This is a genomic window from Streptomyces sp. NPDC088400 (assembly GCF_044753355.1).
Taxonomy (GTDB): Bacteria; Actinomycetota; Actinomycetes; order Streptomycetales; family Streptomycetaceae; genus Streptomyces.
The window spans coordinates 115,473-134,414 of sequence record NZ_JBIVMZ010000002.1 but is presented as its reverse complement, the minus strand read 5'-3'; the positions used below and the strand labels follow the sequence as shown (position 1 = coordinate 134,414).

Sequence of the window (18,942 nt, the reverse complement as noted above, 5' to 3'; positions counted from 1 at the left end):
CCAAGGTTCCAGCGAAAAGACCTGTTCATCACCCCCGACCGCCCGATGCACTAGGTGACAGCGCACACACTGTGCGTGCCGAAGGCTTGGACAATGGCCTGGGAGGGCTCATGGAGACCTGCACCGTGACGGGCGATAACGAGAGCCTCTCCGCGTGGTTCGCCAAGGCGGCTTCCTCGCTGGCTGAGTCCATAGCCGCTTGGCAGCTCACGCCCGGCTTCCCCCGGCATCTTTCCACCGGCATCACCTTCGATGTCGTTCTGGCAGACCGTTCGCTTGTGGAGCTGTCGTACGAGATCCTGCGCCGGTACGAGCAGACTGTCGGGCCGGCTGTTCGCTTCACGAACCTGACCACGGCAGCGGTCCTCGTGCCAGCCGGTACCCAAGCCCGTTGGAACAGGCTGAGCACCGGCTCTTCCTGGCCCGGCTGGAAGGCGGTACCGACCTCCCTCGGTCGCGGCCACGCAATGCGTATCCCTGGGATCGCGCCGCTGGAGCCGGGTGTGCCGATGGAATGGCTGAAGGCGCCCAGCACCGAGTCGGCCATAGGCGACGCGCCCCTGCTCACCAGCCCGGTGCCCTTGGTTCGCTGCCTTGCCGAAGCACGTTCCATCCTCACCCCCGACGACGATGAACGGAGCCCGCTCAGCAGGGCGGTATCCGCAGTCCGGGCGATCCTCCGAACCCCCCAGAGGACGTGATGACGACGGCTGCCGCACGGCCTCGCCGCGCCGCCCACCGCGACGGCGCCCTCATGAGTTCGACGTTCCAAATCAAGAAGCTGCTGCCAGGTGAGCCTCCTCCGCCTGAGGACTGCGAGCAGGTCGGCGTCATGCGACAGCGGACCCGGGAGCGCCTGAGCGCAAGCGGCCTGGCCCACATGGCCGACGAGGCGGTCTTGGTCGTGTCCGAGATGGTCACCAACGCCATCGTCCACAGCGGAGGCCAAAGGATCACGGTGGCCCTCTCCCGGCGGGGCAACTTCCTACGCATCGAGGTGCGCGACGGTGTCCCCAGCAACCACGCCCTGCCTCAGGCGCCCGGCGACGCCGACGAGCACGGTCGCGGCCTGGTCCTCGTGAAGTTGATCGCCGAGGAGCAGCGAGGTACCTGGGGCGTCGATGACAGCGGTGCCACCACGTGGTGCGAGCTGAGTCTGGCGGCGCGCTGATGGCGAACATCGCCGTACGAGACGAGACCGCGGGCCCGGAGCTGATGGCGGTCCGCGCCAAGGACCCGACGGTCCCCACGAACCCCTGGACTCCGTCACACGACGAAGACGAGATCCGCCGGTACCTACGCGCGGTCCGCGAGTGGGTGCCGGTGGACTGGGACGAGGTGTACGACGAACTGGATACGGTCCTGCACGGCGAGCAGGAGATCAGCCACCACGCCGCTGGCCCGTCCGGCGGGGCACCCCTGCCCGAGCACGACGACGCCGAAGAACGCGCCCAGCGCTTCCGCGGGGCGCTCATGCAGCTCATGAACCGAGGTCTGCGCAGCAAGGCCGACACGAAGCACTCGGACATCGCCGACCTGATCGAACGGGCCCGTAACCTGCGTGCCGAGGAACTGCCCGGCGACCCGTGGCAGGATCTCGGGCTCCTACGGAAGCTGGCACGAGTCACCCTGGACCTCGCCGAGCGTCTGGACGAAGTCGGCATCGTCACGGGGCTGGTCGAATGCTGACCGCCGCCTCGACGTCGGCCGGCGCGCTCTCCCTCCGCCCGGTTGAGGAAGCGTACGACTTCGAATACTTCCGCGACCGGCTCGCCGATCCCGCAGTCCTCGCTGACGCTGTCGCTATCTGCGTCTTCCGGGCGCCCCTGCTTGCCGTGCCGGTTCGCGGCCTTCGCCGTGGCGGTTACATGTCCTTCGACCTACTGTCGACGGCGTTGGAGGCCCGCGGCCTCCTCGCGGACCGGCCCGGGTTCCCGAGCCTCCGCGTCCGCTGGTCGCCGTACCGCGATACCTGCCACACGGTCGAATGGGGCAGGCCCGCTCCCGCGTGGTGGGAGGACGACGTGGTCTTCGGCCGCTTCTACGGCTACAGCGAGGCCGCCATCGCCGCGTTCGTAGGACACCACTATCAGCCCCCTCGGGGGCTGCCTCCGAGCCGCTCTCCCACGGTCTCGTAGTCCGCTGAAGGGGGACCGGCTGTCCCGCCCGCACTTGAGAGGACGAGCACCATGTGCGCGCACACCCCGCCGTGCCCCACGGCTGAGGCTCCCGAGAGGGAGGCCGCACGGCTCACGGTGTACCACCCGGAACAGGGCTGGAGCCCACTGTGCAACGGCGTGCTGCCCTTCGAGGACACCGGCGAGCTGCTGCCGGACGGGCGGGTCATCGCCCCGCACCGGCCAGTCCTCGCGGGGGCACCCTCATCACCACTGCTGCTGAAACGACCGTTCGCCGGCCCCTGCCAGGGTCTGCACAACCCGACCAACCGAGAGAAAGCCGACTGCCCATGAACGTCCTCAAGAACCTTCGCCGCCTTCGCGCATATCGCTCACCGCACAAGGACTACGAGCCGCTCACCTCATCGACTTCCCCGGACAACGACTTCGCCTGTCCGCTGTCTGCCGGACACACCGAAGGCTGTCCCGTTCCAACGAGTGCGTAGCGACAAACCTGTGCCCACGTCCGCAGGACGAAACCAGCGAGAGCACCGCCCTCTTGTCCATCGGCCGACGCATGTTGCCGACAAACTGACCGGGAGAATTCCATGCTCACCGCACCGACCTTCCGCAGCGTGGAGGGCGCCTACCTCGCCCTGCTGCAACTGGCCTCGACCAACTTCGAACAGCACATCGAGGCCCGGGGGAACGCTGCCCGCGAGGTGATCGGCGTCAGCTTCCGGCTGCCCGACCCCCGCCAGCGGCTTCCCTATCTCGCGACCAGAAAGGCCAACCCGGTCTTCCAGTTCGCCGAAGCTCTCTGGTACCTCGCCGGCCGCCGCGACGTGGAGATGATCGGCTACTACGCGCCGTCGATGCGCTCCGGTTCCGGCGACGGGCTCACCCTGGGCGGGTCTGCCTACGGGCACACTTTGTTCAACCCCGCCGATGGCGACACGACATCCCCCTTCGACCGCGTGCTGGACCTGCTGCGCACGGAGCCGGACAGCAAGCGCGGGTACCTCCCCGTCTTCTCCGCCAACGAGTTGGCCATCACCGACAACCCCGACATGGCGTGTCTGGCGGGTCTCCATCTGCTCGTCCGCGACGGGCAGCTGCACATGGTGTGCAACATGCGGGCCAACGACCTCGACTGCGGCCTGCTCAGCGACGTGTTCTCCTTCACGATGATTCAGGAGTACGCCGCCGTCCAACTCGACCTGGAGTTAGGCCACTACACGCACACCGTTGGCTCCGCGCACGTCAACGACCGGAACGCCGAGCGGGTCCGGCGGGTGCTGACCGAGGCGGAGCTGCGCCGCGCTCCCCAGCAGTTCCCCTTCCCCGCCATGTCCGCGGGGACCGGCCCGGCCACGATCAGCCGGCTCATGGAGCACGAGCAGCTGCTCCGTACCAACACGGTGAAGTACAGCGCGGACGAGATCGCCCACCTGGACGTGGACGCCTACTGGCAGCAGGCCGTGCTGCTGTTCGAGGCGTACCGGCAGATCCAGCACGACGAGACCGACACGGTCAGCCATGACGTGCTCGACGCCCTGCACCCCGGCCTGCGGTGGCTCCTCGGGCACAAGTGGGCGGCGTGCGCGATCGCGGAGGACGCGCGATGAGCCGCAAGCCGCCCTCCGGGGCGGTGGTCGAGGGGATCGACTTCGGCCGCTGGGCCGTAGTCCTGTGCAAGCCGGACGCGGTGGAGCGCGGTCTGGTCAATGCCGTCCTGGAACGGATCGAACGGGCTGGAGTCTCGGTTCGCTCACGCACTGATCTGATCGCGGAGCCGTGGCAGGCCCACGTCGTCTACCGCGACATGCTGGCCGACCCCGGGCGCTTCCCCGCGAATCTGCCCACTCGCATGGACGACGCGTACTCGGGGCAACGCGTCACGGTCGCGCTGGCGCACGGCGGTCCCGACATCCATGCCCGCCTCCGCCGGTTGATCGGACACACCGACCCCACCAAGGCTGTGGTCGGCACGATCCGCGGCGACCTCGGCACCGACAGTGTCGCGGCTGCCACCAAGGGAGGACGACTCGTGCGGAACCTCGTGCACACCTCCGCCGATCCGGCGTCTGCTCGCCGAGACTTCGGCACGTGGTACGGCCCCGAACGGGCCTTGAACGTCTCCGACTTCGACCGCTGCTCGGTCATCCTGTGCAAGCCGGATGCGGTGGAGCGCGGCTTGGTCGACGCTGTCCTGGAGCGGATCGCCGCTGCGGGCGCCACTGTCGCGAACCGGCAAGAAGTCACCGTGCAGGCGTGGCAGGCCCACGTGCACTACTGGGACCTCCTGGTGGACCGGGACTGGTTCCACGATCGGGACATCCCAGCGTGCCTGGACGAGATGTACGCCGGGCGGAACGTGGCCGTCGCGCTGGCCTACGGGGAGCAGGGCCTGCACGCTCGGCTGCGCGATCTGCTGGGCCACTTCGACCCCACACAGGCCGCACCCGGCACGATCCGCGGGGATCTCGGTGACGACAGCCTCTCGACCGCTCTCGCGGAGAAGCGACTCGTGCGCAACCTCGTCCACACCAGCGACGACGCCGACGCGGCCCGCCGCGACTTCGGCACCTGGTACGGCGCCGGCCGCAGCGACCTCCTCTCCCCGGAACTCCCGGCACAGAGCACACCCGCCGAAGCGTGACTCACACCCTGGAGACCTGATGAGCACTCCCGCCATCGGAGCCCGGCGCACCCTGCCGATCCTCTCCCCCGACAAGATCGGCGCCCTGAAGCGGGAACTCGCCGATGTGATCGAGTACCGCAAGAGCGGGCTGTCGCTGAACTGGATCGTCGGCTGCCCGCTCGACTGCGGATACTGCGTGCGGCACCTCTTCCAGAACTTCGAGATGAAGGTTCCCCGCCGCCTGATGAGCGACGAGGAGGCTGTCCGCCAGCTGACCGGCCACCCATACTTCCGGGCACACAAGACACCGATCCAACTCCTGAACCGGGCAACCGACCCGATGCTGCCTGTCGTCAAGCCGCACCTGTTCCACGTGCTGAGGCAGCTCGACGGACAGGGGCTGACCAATCACGTCCTGATCATCACCCGGTGGCGCGTCGATCCCGAGGACTGCGCCGTCCTCAATTCCTTCGCCAAGCTGCGGCTCACCGTTCTGGTCACCCACTCGAACATCCAGAACGAGCGGATCGAGCCGGTGGACAGCAACATCGCAGCCCAGAGCCTGCGCACCCTCTACGAGCACGCCGAGCGATACCGCACGGTCTTGTACTGGCGTCCCATCGTCCCTGGCCTCAACGACTCCGAAGCTGCCATCGCCCGCGCACACGAACTGTCCCAGCACGCGCACGCCACCGTCTTCACAGGCCTGTTCTTCCGCAAGGAGATCGCCGCGTACTACGAGGCGCACGGTCTGGACATGCCGTACGAGGACACCGCCCGGCGCAAGATCATGCCCGAGGCCGCCGAGCAGCGGATACTCGACGCCTTCGATCAGAACGCCTCCTGGGGCGCGCTGTTCCGCAAGACCTCGTGCGGTGTCGCCTACGCGCACGGAGAGGCCGACTACAACGGGCACTTCGGCATCCGCGAACTGTGCGACATCTGCCCGCCCGCGCAGATCGCGAAGTGCCAGGCCGCCTGGGTCCAGCCGGATCTGAAGGCCGTCACGCAGGAGGCACGCGAACTCGGCGCGACCGGCCAGGTCGAAGTCAATGAGCGTGCCATCGTCGTTGAAGGACTGGACGAACCGCCGCGCTACTACCTTCAGCACGGCTTCGGCTACCAGTGCCACGACCGAGCCAAGCCCCACCACTACCGCCAGCACGGCCGAGCCGAGATCGGCTGGAAGGCGGAGGACGGAAAACCAGCTTCATGAACTTCTCCTCCTGGCCCGCGCTCCTCGTTGTCGATGTCGAGGGCAACGGCACCAACCCGCCCGACCTGGTCGAGGTCGCCGCGCTCCCCGTCCGCGACGGACAGCCCGACAAGAACACTGCGGGCGCCTGGCTGACCAAGCCGAACCGTCCCGTTACGCCCTTCGCGGCCCGGGTGCACGGCCTGACCAACCAAGTACTCGAAGACCAGCCGGGCTGGGAAGAGATCAAGGGCGCGGTCCACGCGTGCCTCGGCACGGCGTGGATCGCCGCCCACAACGCGCACGTGGACTACCGAGTCCTCTCCGCGCACCTTCCGCAGTGGCAGCCGGCCGGGGTCATCGACACCCTCCGGCTGGCCAAGGCCACCTATCCCGACCTGGCCAAGTACAGCCTCGACGCCCTGATTGAGCACGTCGAACCGGACCTGAGCCAGGCCCCAGCCCAGCGCCACCGCGCGACGTTCGACGCGTACGCGACCGCGCAACTCCTCATCGCCATGGCCAGCCGGTACGAGAACTGGGACCAGCTCGTGGCCGCCGCCGTCCCGCCCGGCCTGCCCGGCGCCCCCGAACCAGAACAGGAGCCCACCCTGTGGTGACAGCATCGAACCTCATCCGCATCGGCGTGATGGGAACCCACTCCACCGGCAAGAGCCTGCTGATGCGCCGCATCGAGATGGAGCTGCGCGGCCGGGACATCCCCGTCGCACGCACCGGTCAGCTCGGGCGGCGTGCGGCGCTCGTACCGCTGCCCAAGATGCAGGACCACACGGTGGACTCCACCAGGTGGGTCATCGCCACCGGAATCGCTGACGAAGTCGCCGCCGCCGCACGCCTGAACGGCGACGCCCCCGTGCGGGTCGTCCTCGCCGACCGAGCCTGCTGGGACGCGCTCAGCTACTTCCGCGCCGCTCAGGAGTGGAACGGCCGGGCCGTCCCTCGCACAGAACGCGAGGCCCTGCACAGGCTCGCCGCCGCGCACACCCCCTACGACCTCCTCTTCGCGACCGTCCTCGACCCGGACCTGCCCGTCAGGCCGAAGCACGACTACGACGCCCGGTACCGGACGCTGGTCGATCAGCACACCCACGCTCTTCTCCGCGAGGAGAGCCTTCCGTACGTACGGGTCACAGGCGACGATGCCAGCCAGGAGCGGGCCATCGAGAAGGCCCTTCAGCTCTGCTGCACGGAGGCGCCGGTATGAGCACCCCGGCGCCCGGCGGAACCATCGAGATCGCCGGAAAAACCATCTCCCGCCTCGGCTTGGGCACCATGCGGCTGACCGGCCCCGGCACCTGGGGCGACCCCGAGGACCGCGACCAGGCCCTCACCGTGCTGCGCAACGCCGTCCACACCTTCGGCATCACCCATATCGACACCGCCGACGCCTACGGCCCCCATACCGTCGAGCACCTGATCAAGGACGCCCTCTACCCCTACCCGGACAACCTCCTGATCGCAACCAAGGTGGGGTTCGCGCGGCCGGCTCCGAGCATGTGGGCACCGCACGGACACCCGGTGTACCTGCGCGCCTGCGTCGAGGCGAGCCTGCGCCGCCTGGGGATGGAGCGCTTGGACCTGTGCTACCTGCACCGCGTCGACCCCGAAGTGCCGCTCGCCGACCAGCTCGGCACGCTCGCGGCGCTACGCGACGAGGGGAAGATCGGGCACATCGGCCTCTCCAAGATCACCCCGGAAGACTTCGAGCTGGCCCGAAAGGAAGTCTCCGTCGCCGCGGTGCAGAACGTCCTCAACATCCACGACCGGTACGACCCGGTCATGGAGCTGTGCCGCGACGAAGCGATCCCCTACGTTCCGTACCGCCCCCTCGATGCCGGCGCCGCGGCACAGGGCGGGAATGTGACCACCCCGTTGCGCTGGTTGCTTGCCCGCGGATCACACGTCGCTCCGATCCCGGGGACGAGCAACCCTCAGCACCTGGCCGCCATCGTCCAGGCCGTGGACAGGAGCGGCTGGACATGATGCCGGTCGCGGCGCTGCCGGTCGCCAGGCCGCGAACACGAACACCATACGAGAACTGGCGCCCGCCGATCATCGGCGTCAGTGTCCTGGCCCTCGTCGGCGCGACCAGTCTCGTTCTGCCCTGCCTCCCTGGCGGTGCATGGGCGCTGCCAACGGGAACAGTTGAAAACGGTCAGAGCCCCGAAGAAGCAGCACAGACAGTACTCACCTGCCTGTCCGGTGAACTACCGGTACAACGCAGAGTCGTCGTGGACCAGGTACAGATGAGACGCCGCAAGATCATCACCCACCTCGTCATCACGGCACCGTTGACCACACGCGAGGCGTACGCCCTCGCCTACCGAGATCCGCGTGCACAAGTGCGGGTCGTGCGCACGGCACAGGGGCTGGCATCCCTCCCCGAAAAGGCGCGGCTTCGAGCGCTCCTCGGCCTCCAGACCTTCGCGATCGGAGCGACGGTCTACCTGCGGAACGGAGAAGTGCAGCGGCTCGAATCAGCACCGCGCCCATAGATCGGCACGTCCCGCCTGGTGGTCACAGTTCTGTCATGCCCGTGACCGCCGGACGGGGCGGCTGTGCTCAGAACTGATTTCGGCGTGCCACGCTGCGATGACGTTGCCGAGGACGATGGGCAGAGGTGATGCGCGCGGGCGGCTACAAGCCGAAGGTGCCCTGGAGAGTCGGTCGGGTCGTGAACATACCGCGTCTCACCTGCGCTTGTGTCGGAGACCATCGGACCGATCAGCGCTCACGACGCCACCTGGGGAGTTGCTGGGGGAGTCTTGGCCACGGTTCTCGTCTCCCGGATCGGTGAGCGGAGTGTCGCCTGATCAGTGAGCAGACTATCGACCGCCCGTCGCCCAGGTCCGCCCCGCCTCGGGCGTGAAGTGGCCGTTGCGATCGGAGTGATGGGCTGCGACGACTTCCAGGCCCCGTTATTCGGCGCCGACCTCCCGACGGGGCAGGCGCCCGCGCCTGGTCAGCCCTGCCAAGGTGCGGCGTAACCGTCGTAGGTGCCGTCGTTGGTTGCCAGGTGCACCCACTGGTCGACGTACTCCTTGAACTCCTCGTCCCCGCGCGGCAGAAGATACGCCTTCTCGACGAAGTTGAAGGGCTTGTCGGGGTTGATCGCGCAGAGTTCGGGGTGGAGCTTGGCCTGGTACTTCGTCTCGCTCCCGTCCGTGATCATCACGTCCGCGCGGCCCGCCACGATCTCGTCGAAGATCGTGGTGTTGTCGGAATGGGGGACGAGGGTGGCCTGGTGGATGTTGGCCTTGGCGAACGCCTCGTTCGTACCACCGGGGTTGACGATGACCCGCACCCCGGGCTGGTCGATCGCGTCCAGGGACTGGTACTTGGCCTTGTCCTCGCAACGGGCGATCGCGGCCTTGCCGTCGACGAGGTACGGCGTGCTGAAGTACGCCTTCCGCGCCCGGGCCAGGGTCACGGAGACGCCCCCCATGGCTACGTCGCACTTGCCCGCGGTGAAGTCGTCCATGAGCCCGGCCCAGGTGGTGGCCACGAAGTCGGGTTTCGCACCCAGGCTGGTCGCCAGGTTCTTGGCCATGTCGATGTCGATCCCGGTGTACGACTTGGTGGTGGGGTCGAGGTGGCTGAACGGCCGGTAGTCCCCGGTGGTGCACACGCGCAGCGTCCCGCGCTCGGGAACGGTGTCCAGCAACGTCTCGGTGCCGTAGGAAGCGACGGCCTCCCGGACGGTGTGTGTCTGGGTGGCGTACGCGGTACCGCCGACGGTGATGATCAGGGCGAGGGCGAGGGTACTCAAGGCAGTCCTGCGGTGCATGGCTTCCCTTTTCTGCTGTGGGGGAGTTGGGGAAGGTGCGTTCCGGCGCGTCCGGTCCGGCCGCTCGGACATCCTGCCATCCGATTGCGTACGTACGGTCCCCGCCGCACGTCGCCCGCCCGCTCGCCGCACGTCAGCCGATCGGCTGCCGCACCTCTTCGCGTACCTTCAGGACCGTCTTCGCCGTCGCGTCGAGGTCGACGGAATCGGGGTCCTGCTGGGCCTCCCCGGGGTTCACGAACGCCACGTAGGCAGCCGTGTTCTCGTCGCCCCAGGCGCACACGGGGAGAGTGGAGGTGGTGCCCTGGTCCTCGGAGAGGAGGACGGTGCATGTCAGATCGAGGTCGGAGCCTGGCGGTGTGATGGTCTTCGGAGGGTTCGGCTCGCTCATGCCGTCCGACTCCCTCATACCGTCGAGCAGACTCGTCTTTGTCCTTTCCGGGTCCTTGAACTGACCGTGCATACCGGCGAGGACGAACCCGCTGAAGGTGGCACCGCCACCACCGGTGCCGGTTCCGGTGTATGTGCCGGCGGACACCTTCACATTCCGCTCGTTCGGGCCGGAGGTCTGACCGCTCTTCTCCATCTCGTCGTTCGCCGCCGCGGAGTCGTCCTTGACCAGCTTGTACTCCGTGTCCAGCAGGGTCTTCGCGACGGTGAGCCGGTATTCGGCCGCGGGGAACGAGCCGGCGGAGTTCGCGGCCTCCTCGGCATCGCTTCCCCTGTTACCGAAGTAGGAGAGGAGAAGTACGAAGACGATCGAGCCGCCGACGATGCTGAGGGTACGGCCGGTCCGGTTCTTGCGTGGGGGCGGACCCATCGGCGGGCCCATCGGGGGCTGGCCCCAGGCGCCTTGGACGCCGTACGGCGGCTGGCCCCCGTACGGCGGATGTCCCCCCGGCTGTCCCCCGTACGGGGGATGCCCTCCGTACGGCGGCTGGCCCCCGTACGACTGCGGCGGATACGACTGCGGCGGATACGGCTGCTGGGGAGGTCCGTAGGGGCCCGGGGGCGGCTGAGGCGGCGTGGTCATGAACATGCACGCTACGTCACCCGGTGGCAGCCGCGTCCGGTGCGGTCCCGTCGTCGGCGACAAGGTGGCAGGAGACCTGCCGGGGCCCGTTCTCCCCACCCGGAAAGGTCCGTGACATCGGGATCTCGCTCCGGCAGCGGTCGACCGCGACCGGGCAGCGGGGGTGGAAACGGCAGCCGGACGGCGGGGCGAGCGGGCTGGGCAACTCGCCGGTGAGCACGATGCGTTCGCGGGAGCGCTGGGCGACCGGGTCGGGGACGGGTGCGGCGGAGAGCAGCGCCTGGGTGTACGGATGCCTGGGGTCGGCGAACAGCTGTGCCGTCGGGGCCTGTTCGACGATCTGGCGTATGTCGCATACAGACCCCACGACAAGAGTGTTGCCATTACGCCGACACCATTCCGATGAAGATCGGGTAACCCAGTGCGGCACATCAGCCACGGTCCCCTCAAGTGCCTCGCACCGGTGGCACGCACCGCCCATCGCTCACCCCGGTGTCGGCGCCTGGGCGGACTCCTCGTCCGAGGAACGGCGATCCCCCGGCCCCCGCGCCGGATTCTTTCCGCCCTTCTCCGTGGGCAGTTTCAGCAGGAACGTCAGCACGAACGCCACCAGGTACAGCGCGAGGAAGATGAGCGTGACGCCCCCGGCGCCGACGAGAGGGAAGAAGAGGCTGGCGATCGCCGGTCCGACGAATGCCGCGCCGCCCGCGCCCAGGTTCAGCAGGGCCATCGAGCCGCCCTTGTTCTCGGGCGCCATCGACGGAATGAGCGCCGAGATCGGTACGAACCCGGCGAGGGTCGCCCCGTAGAACATGCCGGCCAGCACCGCGACCCAGTAGTAGTCCGGGCCGAGCCAGACCGGCACGAAATACAGCGTCGTCACACTGATCGCGCAGCCCACCGCGCCGAAGCCGGCGATGGTCGTGCGCCAGCCGATGCGGTCGGAGAGGGCGCCGAAGATGAGATTGAAGAAGATGTTGGTGCCGTAGATGATCGCCAGCAGCTGAAGCCACTTGTCCGTACCGAACCCGACGTCGTCGGAGAAGATCCGCGGCAGGTACACGAGCATGCCGAACTCGGGTGCGGTGTTGATGATCCGCACCAGGCAGCCCACCAGGACGCGCGGATGGGTCCAGATGATGGAGACGGAGTTGAACAGGCTCTGGCCGGTGGTGACCTCGGGCGGTGCCATCCGGTCGCCGCCCGGCCGGCGGCGGGCGCCGACCAGCGCGAAGGCACCACCGATCAGGATCAGGGCGAGCGCCGACCACAGCGTCCCCAGTCGGCCGAGCGAGGGAATCGTCAGGCTCGACCACAGCGAACCGAGCGTGGGCAGGCCTCCGGTGAAGGCGAAGTAGAACCAGCCGACCGCCGTGCCCAGCCGGGCCGTCGGCGCCGTGTTGGTGATCCACACGAGGAAGCCGAACGCGAAGAGCGGATAGCCGAAGCCCCGGATGCCGTAGAGGACCAGCATCATCGGGTAGTTCTCCGTGCCGAGCGCGAGGACCAGATACGCGGCGTCGAAGACGGCCCAGATCGCGAGCCCCACCCACATCACCCGGCGCGGCCCCCACACCTGGCAGAGCGCGCCGGAGAACCAGGACGCCAGCATCACGGCCACGCCGTACACCGTGATCACGTATCCGGCACGGACGTCCGTACCGGCGCCGTGGTCGGCCATGTAGGGAGCGATGAAGCCGGACTCGACTCCGTCGCCGATCATGAACAGCAGCACGCCCACATAGCCCAGGACCAGGGGTTTCGGCAGCCCCAGCCGGTCCAGCAGACCGCTCCTTGCCTCTTTCGCTTCCGAACCGGTCGTCTGTCCCGGCATCGCGACCTCCACTCTGAGGTGAACACGGCGTACGACCGGAGATACTCAAACGAAGCGAGAGAAATATCAAGAGGGCTGGTAAAGATAACTAGTTTTCTTGTTAACTACTCACCCTCGTGCCGACCCGCGATTCCGGCCATCCGCCGCCCCGCGCCGCCTCCACCAGCCCCGTCGCCGCCCTCGCCGCCCCCGTGGCCGCCCCCGTGGCCGCCCCCGTCGCCGCCCTCACCGCTCCCCTCGTCCGCCTCCGCGGCCCGCGTGTCCGTCTCGACGACCCGTACATCCGTCAGCGCCCGCATCTCCTTCACCAGCTCCTCGTCCACCGGTCCGGTCAGCAGGACGTGGTCGAAGGAGTCCACACTCTCCAGCCGGTGCAGCGCGCGGTGGCCCACCTTGCTGTGGTCCATCAGCAGCACACTCTTCGCCGCCGCCCGCCGGACCGCCCGCTTGATACTGACGATCTCCTGCTCCTGGTGGAAGGTCATGGCCGCCGTCATCGCGGACGTGGACAGGACGGTGAGGTCCACGGAGATGCCGCTGATCATGTCCAGTGCCGGCAGCCCGATCCAGGAGTCGTGCGTGCGCGAGTACTCGCCACCCACCGAGATCAGACGTATGCCCTCGACGTTTCTCAACTCCTCCGTGATCAGGCGGTAATTGGTCACCACCGTCATCGGCCCCACCTCCGGCAGCAGCCGCGCCAGGGCCAGCGCCGTGGTCGAGTCGTCCAGCATCAGCGACATCCCGGGCGTCACGAACGGCAGGGTCGCGTGTGCCAGCGCCTGCTTCTCGGCCCAGTGGGCGTGCAGCCGGAAGTCGGAGCTGGACTCGAAGACGGTCGAGGGCTGCGCCGAGACGCCCCCGTGGTACTTGCGCAGAATGCCGCGGTCCGCCAGCTCGGAGATGTCCCGGTGGACCGTCATCACACTGACGCCGGTCAGCTCGGTCAGCTCGGCCACGGTGGCATCACCCCGGGCCAGGACATGGTCGATGATCAGCTGCTGTCGTCGCTGGCGCGGGGCGCGCGAGGGCTGGAATGTCATGTCTCCCATCCTGCCGTGATCCTGCCGTGCCGATTAATAACACAGCACCCGTGACAGCTAACACTCTAAGTGTTAATTTGCCGGGGCGGCGGTGTTAAGTTGGCGCCGCTGTTGGACCGCCATGCTCCGTGCGGTCAAATCCCGGCGATCAGTGATGAGAAGTAGGGGTATCCGTGGCCGACGCAGTGGTCTTCGACATGGACGGCGTACTGGTGGAGAGCGAGCACCTCTGGGAGGAGTTGTGGTCCGCCTACGCCGCCGAACGCGGCAGCCGATGGGGCCCGGAACAGACCCGTAGCGTCCAGGGGATGAGCTCCCCCGAGTGGGCCGCCTTCCTCACCGAGTTCTGTGGGAAGGGCGATCCCGCCGAGAGCGCCGAGCGGGACGTCGTCGACGGCATGGTCCGGGCGCTGGAGGACGACCGCATCGGGTTGCTGCCCGGAGCCCGTGACATGGTCGCCGCGACCGCCGCGCTCGGCCCCGTCGCTCTCGCCTCCTCCGCGCCCCGCCGTGTCATCGACGCCGTCCTCGTCCACCACGGCATCGACCACCACTTCAGCGCGACCGTCTCCAGCGCCGAGGTCCCCCGCGGCAAACCCAGTCCGGACGTCTACCTCGCCGCGGCCCGCGAACTGGGCGTTGCCCCGGAGCGCTGCCTCGCCGTGGAGGACTCCAGCAACGGACTGCGCGCCGCCGCGGCCGCCGGGATGATCGTCGCGGCCATCCCCAATCCGCAGTATCCGCCGGCCGAGGACGCTCTGGCGGGCGCTTCGTTCGCCGCCTCCGACCACGGCGCGGTACGCGACTTCCTGCTCGGCCGGCTCAAGGAGAAGGAAACCCGGAACAAGCAACCCAAGGACAAGGAACTCAAGGAGAAGGAGGGTGACCGGGTATGACCACGGTCCTGATTTCCGGGGACGACTTCATCGCCCCCGAACTCTTCTTCACCGCCCTGCGGGCCGAAGTACCCACCGCCGGGCTGGACTTCCGTACGCTGCGCACGCGGTGGCCCAACGAACCCTTCGGGCCGGTCGGGACCGGTGACGGCTCCGTCAAGGAGGCCAGCGGCACCGAGGACCAGGTGCTGGAGGCGCTCGGTGACGCGAGCGTCGCCCTGACCCAGATGGCGCCCTTCACCGCCCGCGTCATCCGTGAGGCGCCCCACCTGAGGTTCATCGGCGTCGCGCGCGGCGGTCCCGTCAACGTCGACCTGGCCGCCGCCACCGCCGCCGGCATCCCCGTCACCTTCACCCCGGGACGCAATGCCGCCGCGGCCGCCGAGTTCGCGGTGGGTCTCATCCTCGCCGCCATGCGCCGTATCGCCCTCTCCGACTCCGAACTCAAGAAGGGCATGTGGCGCGGCGATTACTACGCCTACGACAACGCGGGCCTGGAGATCGACGGTGCCACCATCGGTCTCGTCGGGTACGGAGCCATCGGCGCGATCGTCGCCCGCGTCCTGCGCGCCTTCGGTGCCCATGTGCTCGTCTCGGATCCGTACGCGGACCCGGTGAAGGCGGCGGGCGACGGTGTCGAACTGACCGGCCTGGACGACCTGTTGCGGCGCAGCACCGTGGTGAGCCTGCACGCACGTGTCACCCCCGAGACGCGTCACATCCTCAACGCGGACAATCTCAAGCTGCTGCCCGAGGGCGCCGTCCTCGTCAACTCCGCCCGGGGCGACCTGCTCGACTACGCCCCGCTGCCCGGCCTCCTGGAGTCCGGCCGGCTCGGCGCGCTGGCGCTCGACGTCTACGACATCGAACCCCCGCCGTCCGACTGGCCGTTGCACCGGGCCCCCAACGTCATCACCACCCCGCACCTCGCGGGCGCCACCCGGCAGACCGCCGACCGGGCGGCCGCGATCACCGCCGCCGAGGCGGGCCGCTTCCTGCGCGGCGAGCCCCTGCGGCACGTCGCCAACACCGAGGCGCTGGCCACGGGTGGTACAAGGGGCCCGCTGGCGACGGGTGATGGGGACGGCACGCCGACCACGGGTGGTGGAGGGGCCTCGTCATGATCGTCGGAGTGGACATCGGTACCTCGGTCACCAAGGCCCAGCTGATATCCGGCGACGGCCGCACCACCCCCGTGCACGAGGCCCGAAGCACCGTCTACACCCTGCCCGGACAGCGCGTCGAGCAGGATCTGGACGAGGTCGTCGGCACCGTCGAGACCGTCGTACGGGCAGCCGTCGCCGACGCCGGGGCCCTCGGCGACGGACCGGTCGAGGCCCTGGCACTCACCGGACAGGGCGACGGCCTGTGGCTGCGCGACGCGGCCGGCGCTCCCGTGGGCCGCGCGCTGTCCTGGATGGACGGCCGGGCCTCGGGACAGCTCGCCCGGTGGAACGCCGACGGCACCTTCCACGCGCTGCACCGGCTCACCGGCGTCGGCCTCTTCCCCGGATCGGCCGCCCCGCTGCTGGCCCATCTCGCCGAGCACGAGCCGGAACGCCTGGAAGCGGCCCATGTCGCCGGGTACTGCGTGGACGCCGTCGTACAGCGCTTCACCGGCGCGGTCACCGTCGATGCCTCCGACGCCTCCCAGCCCTTCCTCGACGTCGCCACCCGCGCCTACAACGACACGGCGCTGGAACTGTGCGGCCTGTCCGCCCACCGCGGACTGCTGCCCGAACCGGCGCCGCCCGGCACGCTGCACCGGCTGCTCCCCGAGGTCGCCCGGCGGCTCGGCCTGCCCGCCGGACTGCCGGTCTCCGCGGGCCCGTTCGACATACCGGCCTGCGGTTTCGGCTCCGGAATCAGCGAACCGGGCGAGGGCAACCTGATCATCGGCACCACCCTCGCCAGCCAGGTCCTCACCGACGTCCCGACGCCCGCCGCGCCGGGACCACACAGCTCGACCCGCACACCCGGCACGCCCAGACCTACCGCCGAACCCGCCGGAATGCTGCTGGCGACCCCGTACAAGGGGCTGTGGATGCGTGTCATGCCCGCCATGATCGGCACGGCGGGCCTCGACTGGCTGCTGAAAATGCTCGACGTGAAGGTCGAGGCGCTGGACGCGCTGCTCGTCCAGTCCCCGCCCGGCGCCTCCGGTGTCACCGCCCTGCCGTTCCTCTCCAGCAGCGGCGAACGCGCCCCCTTCGTCGACTCCCGGGCCCGCGGCCGGCTCGACGGGCTCTCCCCGCTGACCAGCCGCGCCGATCTCGTCCGGGCGCTGTGCGAGGCCGTCGCCTACTCGGCCCGGCACTGCATGGAGACCCTCGGCGTCTCCGGCACCGTCACCGCCTGCGGCGGCGGCGCGCGCTCCGGGGAGTGGGCCCGTGTCTTCGCCGGCGTACTGGGACGTGACCTGCACATCTGCGACGACGCCGTGGGGATACGCGGCGCCGCCCAGGTCGCCTGGGACGCCCTGGGCACGCCTGTCGACGCCGATGCCTGGCGCGCCCGGCGCCGTACCGTCACCGCCGAGCGCGGCATCACCGACCACTACGCCGAGGGCTACGCCGCCTACCGCCACGCCCTGGACACCGCACGCGAAGGCTGGAACACACCATGACCAGGCTCTTCAACGATCCGGCCCGTTTCACCGACGACATGATCACCGGCTTCGCCACCGCCCACCCCGACCATGTACGGGCCGTGCGCGGCGGGGTGGTACGGGCCCGTCCCACCCGCAAGGGCAAGGTCGCCGTCCTCACCGGCGGCGGCTCCGGCCACTACCCCGCCTTCTGCGGTGTCGTCGGCCCCGGCTTCGCCGACGGCTCCGTCATCGGCAACGTCTTCACCTCCCCCTCGGCCGCCCAGGCGCGTTGCGTCGCCGAAGAGGCCGAGGCGGGCGGCGGTGTGCTCTTCCTCTTCGGCAACTACGCCGGTGACGTCATCAACTTCGGCCTCGCGGCACAGCAGTTGGAGGGCGCCGGCATCCCCGCGCGCTGCTTCGCCGTCACCGACGACATCGCCTCCGCGCCCGCAGCCGACACCGGACGCAGGCGCGGCATCGCGGGCGGCTTCGTCGTCTTCAAGACCGCGTCGGCCGCCGCCGAGGAGGGAGCGTCCCTCGACGAGGTCGTCGGCGTCGCCGAACGCACCAACGCCCGCACCCGCACACTCGGCGTCGCGTTCGACGGCTGCACCCTGCCCGGGGCGGGCGACCCGCTCTTCACCGTGCCCGACGGCCGGCTCGGCCTCGGGCTCGGTATCCACGGTGAACCGGGGGTGAGCGAGGACGCCCTGGGCACGGCGGACGAACTGGCGCGCACCCTGGTGGACGGACTGCTCGCGGACCGCCCCGCCGACACGGCCGGCGACCGTCGGGTCGGAGTCGTCCTCAACGGCCTCGGCGCCACCAAGTACGAGGAGTTGTACGTCCTGTGGGGCGCCGTGGCCCGTCTGCTGGACGAGGCCGGCCTCACACCCGTACGGCCCGAGGTCGGCGAACTCGTCACCAGCCTCGACATGGCCGGCTGTTCCCTCACCCTGACCTGGCTGGACGAGGAGCTGGAGCGCCTCTGGCTCGCACCGGCCGACACTCCGGCCTTCCGCCGGGGCGCCGTGCCCGGGACCACGGAGAACACCGGCGACAACGTCGCGACCGTACGGCGTACGAGGACCTCGCCCGCCGGGACCCTCACGCCCACGGCCTCCGGCGAGGCCCTCCAGGTCGCGGAGTTGACCGTCGCCGCGCTGCGCGCCGCCCGCACCACCCTGCACCGGGACGCGGTGGCGCTGGGCCGTCTCGACGCGGTGGCGGGCGACGGCGACCACGGGCGCGGCATGTGCAAGGGCGTGGACGCCGCGCTGGCGGCGGCCGAGAAGGCACACGCCCAACAGGCCTCCCCCGGAGCCGTGTTGGCTGCGGCCGGTGATGCCTGGGCGGCGGAGGCGGGCGGCACCTCGGGCGCGCTCTGGGGTTCTGCCCTGCGGGCACTCGGCAGTACGCTCCCGGCCGACCGCTCCCCGCGGCGCGAGGAGTTGGCGTCCGCGGCGGCCGGCGCCCTGACCGCCGTCACCTCGCTCGGCAAGGCGGAAGTGGGCGACAAGACTCTCGTCGATGCCCTCGCTCCCTTCGTCACGACCCTCACCGAACAGCTGAGGACCGGTGTTCCGGTACGCGAGGCGTACGCGAACGCCGCCGACGAGGCCCGCGCGGCCGCCGAGCGGACCGCCGCGCTGCGCCCACGCCTGGGCCGCGCACGCCCGCTCGCCGAACGCAGCGTGGGCAGTCCCGACCCCGGCGCGACCTCGCTCGCCGCGGTGCTGACGGCGCTGACCGGCATTGCCATCCCAAGCTGACCGCTTTCCC

The 18,942-nt window shown here is 69.5% G+C and carries 18 protein-coding genes and 3 pseudogenes; 16 read left to right on the top strand and 5 right to left on the bottom strand.

Annotated features, from left to right (window positions below; translation table 11 throughout):
- Nucleotides 1-110: 110 nt before the first annotated feature.
- From ACIQD6_RS05610 to ACIQD6_RS05555, 12 genes and pseudogenes are all read left to right on the top strand, one after another.
- Complete coding sequence (locus ACIQD6_RS05610) at nt 111-701, top strand: hypothetical protein (RefSeq protein WP_401878449.1); 591 nt, start codon at nt 111-113, stop codon at nt 699-701.
- Complete coding sequence (locus ACIQD6_RS05605; RefSeq protein ID WP_401878447.1) at nt 701-1,171, top strand: ATP-binding protein; 471 nt, start codon at nt 701-703, stop codon at nt 1,169-1,171. Before ACIQD6_RS05610 ends, ACIQD6_RS05605 begins: the two co-directional genes overlap by 1 nt.
- Nucleotides 1,144-1,689, top strand: a complete 546-nt coding sequence (locus tag ACIQD6_RS05600; RefSeq protein WP_401878444.1) for a DUF6415 family natural product biosynthesis protein — start codon at nt 1,144-1,146, stop codon at nt 1,687-1,689. Before ACIQD6_RS05605 ends, ACIQD6_RS05600 begins: the two co-directional genes overlap by 28 nt.
- Nucleotides 1,683-2,138 (top strand): DUF6302 family protein, encoded by a 456-nt coding sequence (locus tag ACIQD6_RS05595; protein WP_401878441.1) that lies wholly within the window; start codon nt 1,683-1,685, stop codon nt 2,136-2,138. The genes ACIQD6_RS05600 and ACIQD6_RS05595 overlap by 7 nt, the downstream gene beginning before the upstream one ends.
- A 51-nt stretch (nt 2,139-2,189) precedes the next feature.
- A pseudogene (locus tag ACIQD6_RS05590) lies at nt 2,190-2,375 on the top strand (DUF5999 family protein); the annotation flags it as partial.
- 350 nt (nt 2,376-2,725) lie between these two features.
- On the top strand, nt 2,726-3,745 hold the full coding sequence (locus tag ACIQD6_RS05585; RefSeq protein WP_401878438.1) for a thymidylate synthase: 1,020 nt from the start codon (nt 2,726-2,728) through the stop codon (nt 3,743-3,745).
- Nucleotides 3,742-4,779 carry a nucleoside-diphosphate kinase gene (locus ACIQD6_RS05580; RefSeq protein ID WP_401878436.1) on the top strand — a complete coding sequence of 346 codons (1,038 nt, stop codon included), beginning with the start codon at nt 3,742-3,744 and terminating at the stop codon, nt 4,777-4,779. The genes ACIQD6_RS05585 and ACIQD6_RS05580 overlap by 4 nt, the downstream gene beginning before the upstream one ends.
- A gap of 19 nt (nt 4,780-4,798) precedes the next feature.
- Complete coding sequence (locus tag ACIQD6_RS05575) at nt 4,799-5,977, top strand: radical SAM protein (RefSeq protein WP_401878434.1); 1,179 nt, start codon at nt 4,799-4,801, stop codon at nt 5,975-5,977.
- Nucleotides 5,974-6,576: an exonuclease domain-containing protein gene (locus ACIQD6_RS05570; protein WP_401878431.1), complete on the top strand. Its 603-nt coding sequence runs from the start codon at nt 5,974-5,976 to the stop codon at nt 6,574-6,576. The genes ACIQD6_RS05575 and ACIQD6_RS05570 overlap by 4 nt, the downstream gene beginning before the upstream one ends.
- Complete coding sequence (locus tag ACIQD6_RS05565; protein WP_401878429.1) at nt 6,573-7,181, top strand: AAA family ATPase; 609 nt, start codon at nt 6,573-6,575, stop codon at nt 7,179-7,181. The genes ACIQD6_RS05570 and ACIQD6_RS05565 overlap by 4 nt, the downstream gene beginning before the upstream one ends.
- Nucleotides 7,178-7,960, top strand: a complete 783-nt coding sequence (locus tag ACIQD6_RS05560; protein ID WP_401878427.1) for an aldo/keto reductase — start codon at nt 7,178-7,180, stop codon at nt 7,958-7,960. The genes ACIQD6_RS05565 and ACIQD6_RS05560 overlap by 4 nt, the downstream gene beginning before the upstream one ends.
- Nucleotides 7,957-8,472 (top strand): hypothetical protein, encoded by a 516-nt coding sequence (locus ACIQD6_RS05555; protein ID WP_401878425.1) that lies wholly within the window; start codon nt 7,957-7,959, stop codon nt 8,470-8,472. Before ACIQD6_RS05560 ends, ACIQD6_RS05555 begins: the two co-directional genes overlap by 4 nt.
- Before the next feature lie 467 nt (nt 8,473-8,939).
- On the opposite strand, the gene ACIQD6_RS05550 is transcribed toward ACIQD6_RS05555, so the two are convergent.
- The 5 genes and pseudogenes from ACIQD6_RS05550 to ACIQD6_RS05530 form a co-directional block, all read right to left on the bottom strand.
- A complete protein-coding gene (locus ACIQD6_RS05550; protein WP_401878423.1) occupies nt 8,940-9,764 on the bottom strand; it encodes a transporter substrate-binding domain-containing protein in 825 nt (274 codons plus the stop codon).
- Between the two features lie 133 nt (nt 9,765-9,897).
- Complete coding sequence (locus tag ACIQD6_RS05545) at nt 9,898-10,797, bottom strand: hypothetical protein (RefSeq protein ID WP_401878421.1); 900 nt, start codon at nt 10,795-10,797, stop codon at nt 9,898-9,900.
- A gap of 16 nt (nt 10,798-10,813) precedes the next feature.
- A pseudogene (locus ACIQD6_RS05540) lies at nt 10,814-11,140 on the bottom strand (oligopeptide/dipeptide ABC transporter ATP-binding protein); the annotation flags it as partial.
- A 141-nt stretch (nt 11,141-11,281) separates the two neighbouring features.
- Nucleotides 11,282-12,631 (bottom strand): MFS transporter, encoded by a 1,350-nt coding sequence (locus ACIQD6_RS05535; protein ID WP_401878419.1) that lies wholly within the window; start codon nt 12,629-12,631, stop codon nt 11,282-11,284.
- A gap of 266 nt (nt 12,632-12,897) precedes the next feature.
- Nucleotides 12,898-13,674: pseudogene (locus tag ACIQD6_RS05530) on the bottom strand (DeoR/GlpR family DNA-binding transcription regulator); the annotation flags it as partial.
- Nucleotides 13,675-13,847: 173 nt separating this feature from the next.
- Between ACIQD6_RS05530 and ACIQD6_RS05525 the strand changes: the two are divergent.
- From ACIQD6_RS05525 to ACIQD6_RS05510, 4 genes are read left to right on the top strand one after another with little or no spacing between them, the layout of a single operon-like run.
- A complete protein-coding gene (locus ACIQD6_RS05525; protein WP_401878416.1) occupies nt 13,848-14,570 on the top strand; it encodes an HAD family hydrolase in 723 nt (240 codons plus the stop codon).
- Nucleotides 14,567-15,694 (top strand): 2-hydroxyacid dehydrogenase, encoded by a 1,128-nt coding sequence (locus ACIQD6_RS05520; RefSeq protein WP_401878415.1) that lies wholly within the window; start codon nt 14,567-14,569, stop codon nt 15,692-15,694. The genes ACIQD6_RS05525 and ACIQD6_RS05520 overlap by 4 nt, the downstream gene beginning before the upstream one ends.
- The gene (locus ACIQD6_RS05515; RefSeq protein ID WP_401878412.1) at nt 15,691-17,196 is read left to right on the top strand and encodes an FGGY family carbohydrate kinase; all 1,506 of its coding nucleotides are present in this window, start codon (nt 15,691-15,693) and stop codon (nt 17,194-17,196) included. The genes ACIQD6_RS05520 and ACIQD6_RS05515 overlap by 4 nt, the downstream gene beginning before the upstream one ends.
- Complete coding sequence (locus ACIQD6_RS05510; RefSeq protein ID WP_401878409.1) at nt 17,193-18,932, top strand: dihydroxyacetone kinase family protein; 1,740 nt, start codon at nt 17,193-17,195, stop codon at nt 18,930-18,932. The genes ACIQD6_RS05515 and ACIQD6_RS05510 overlap by 4 nt, the downstream gene beginning before the upstream one ends.
- The last annotated feature ends 10 nt before the right edge of the window (nt 18,933-18,942 follow it).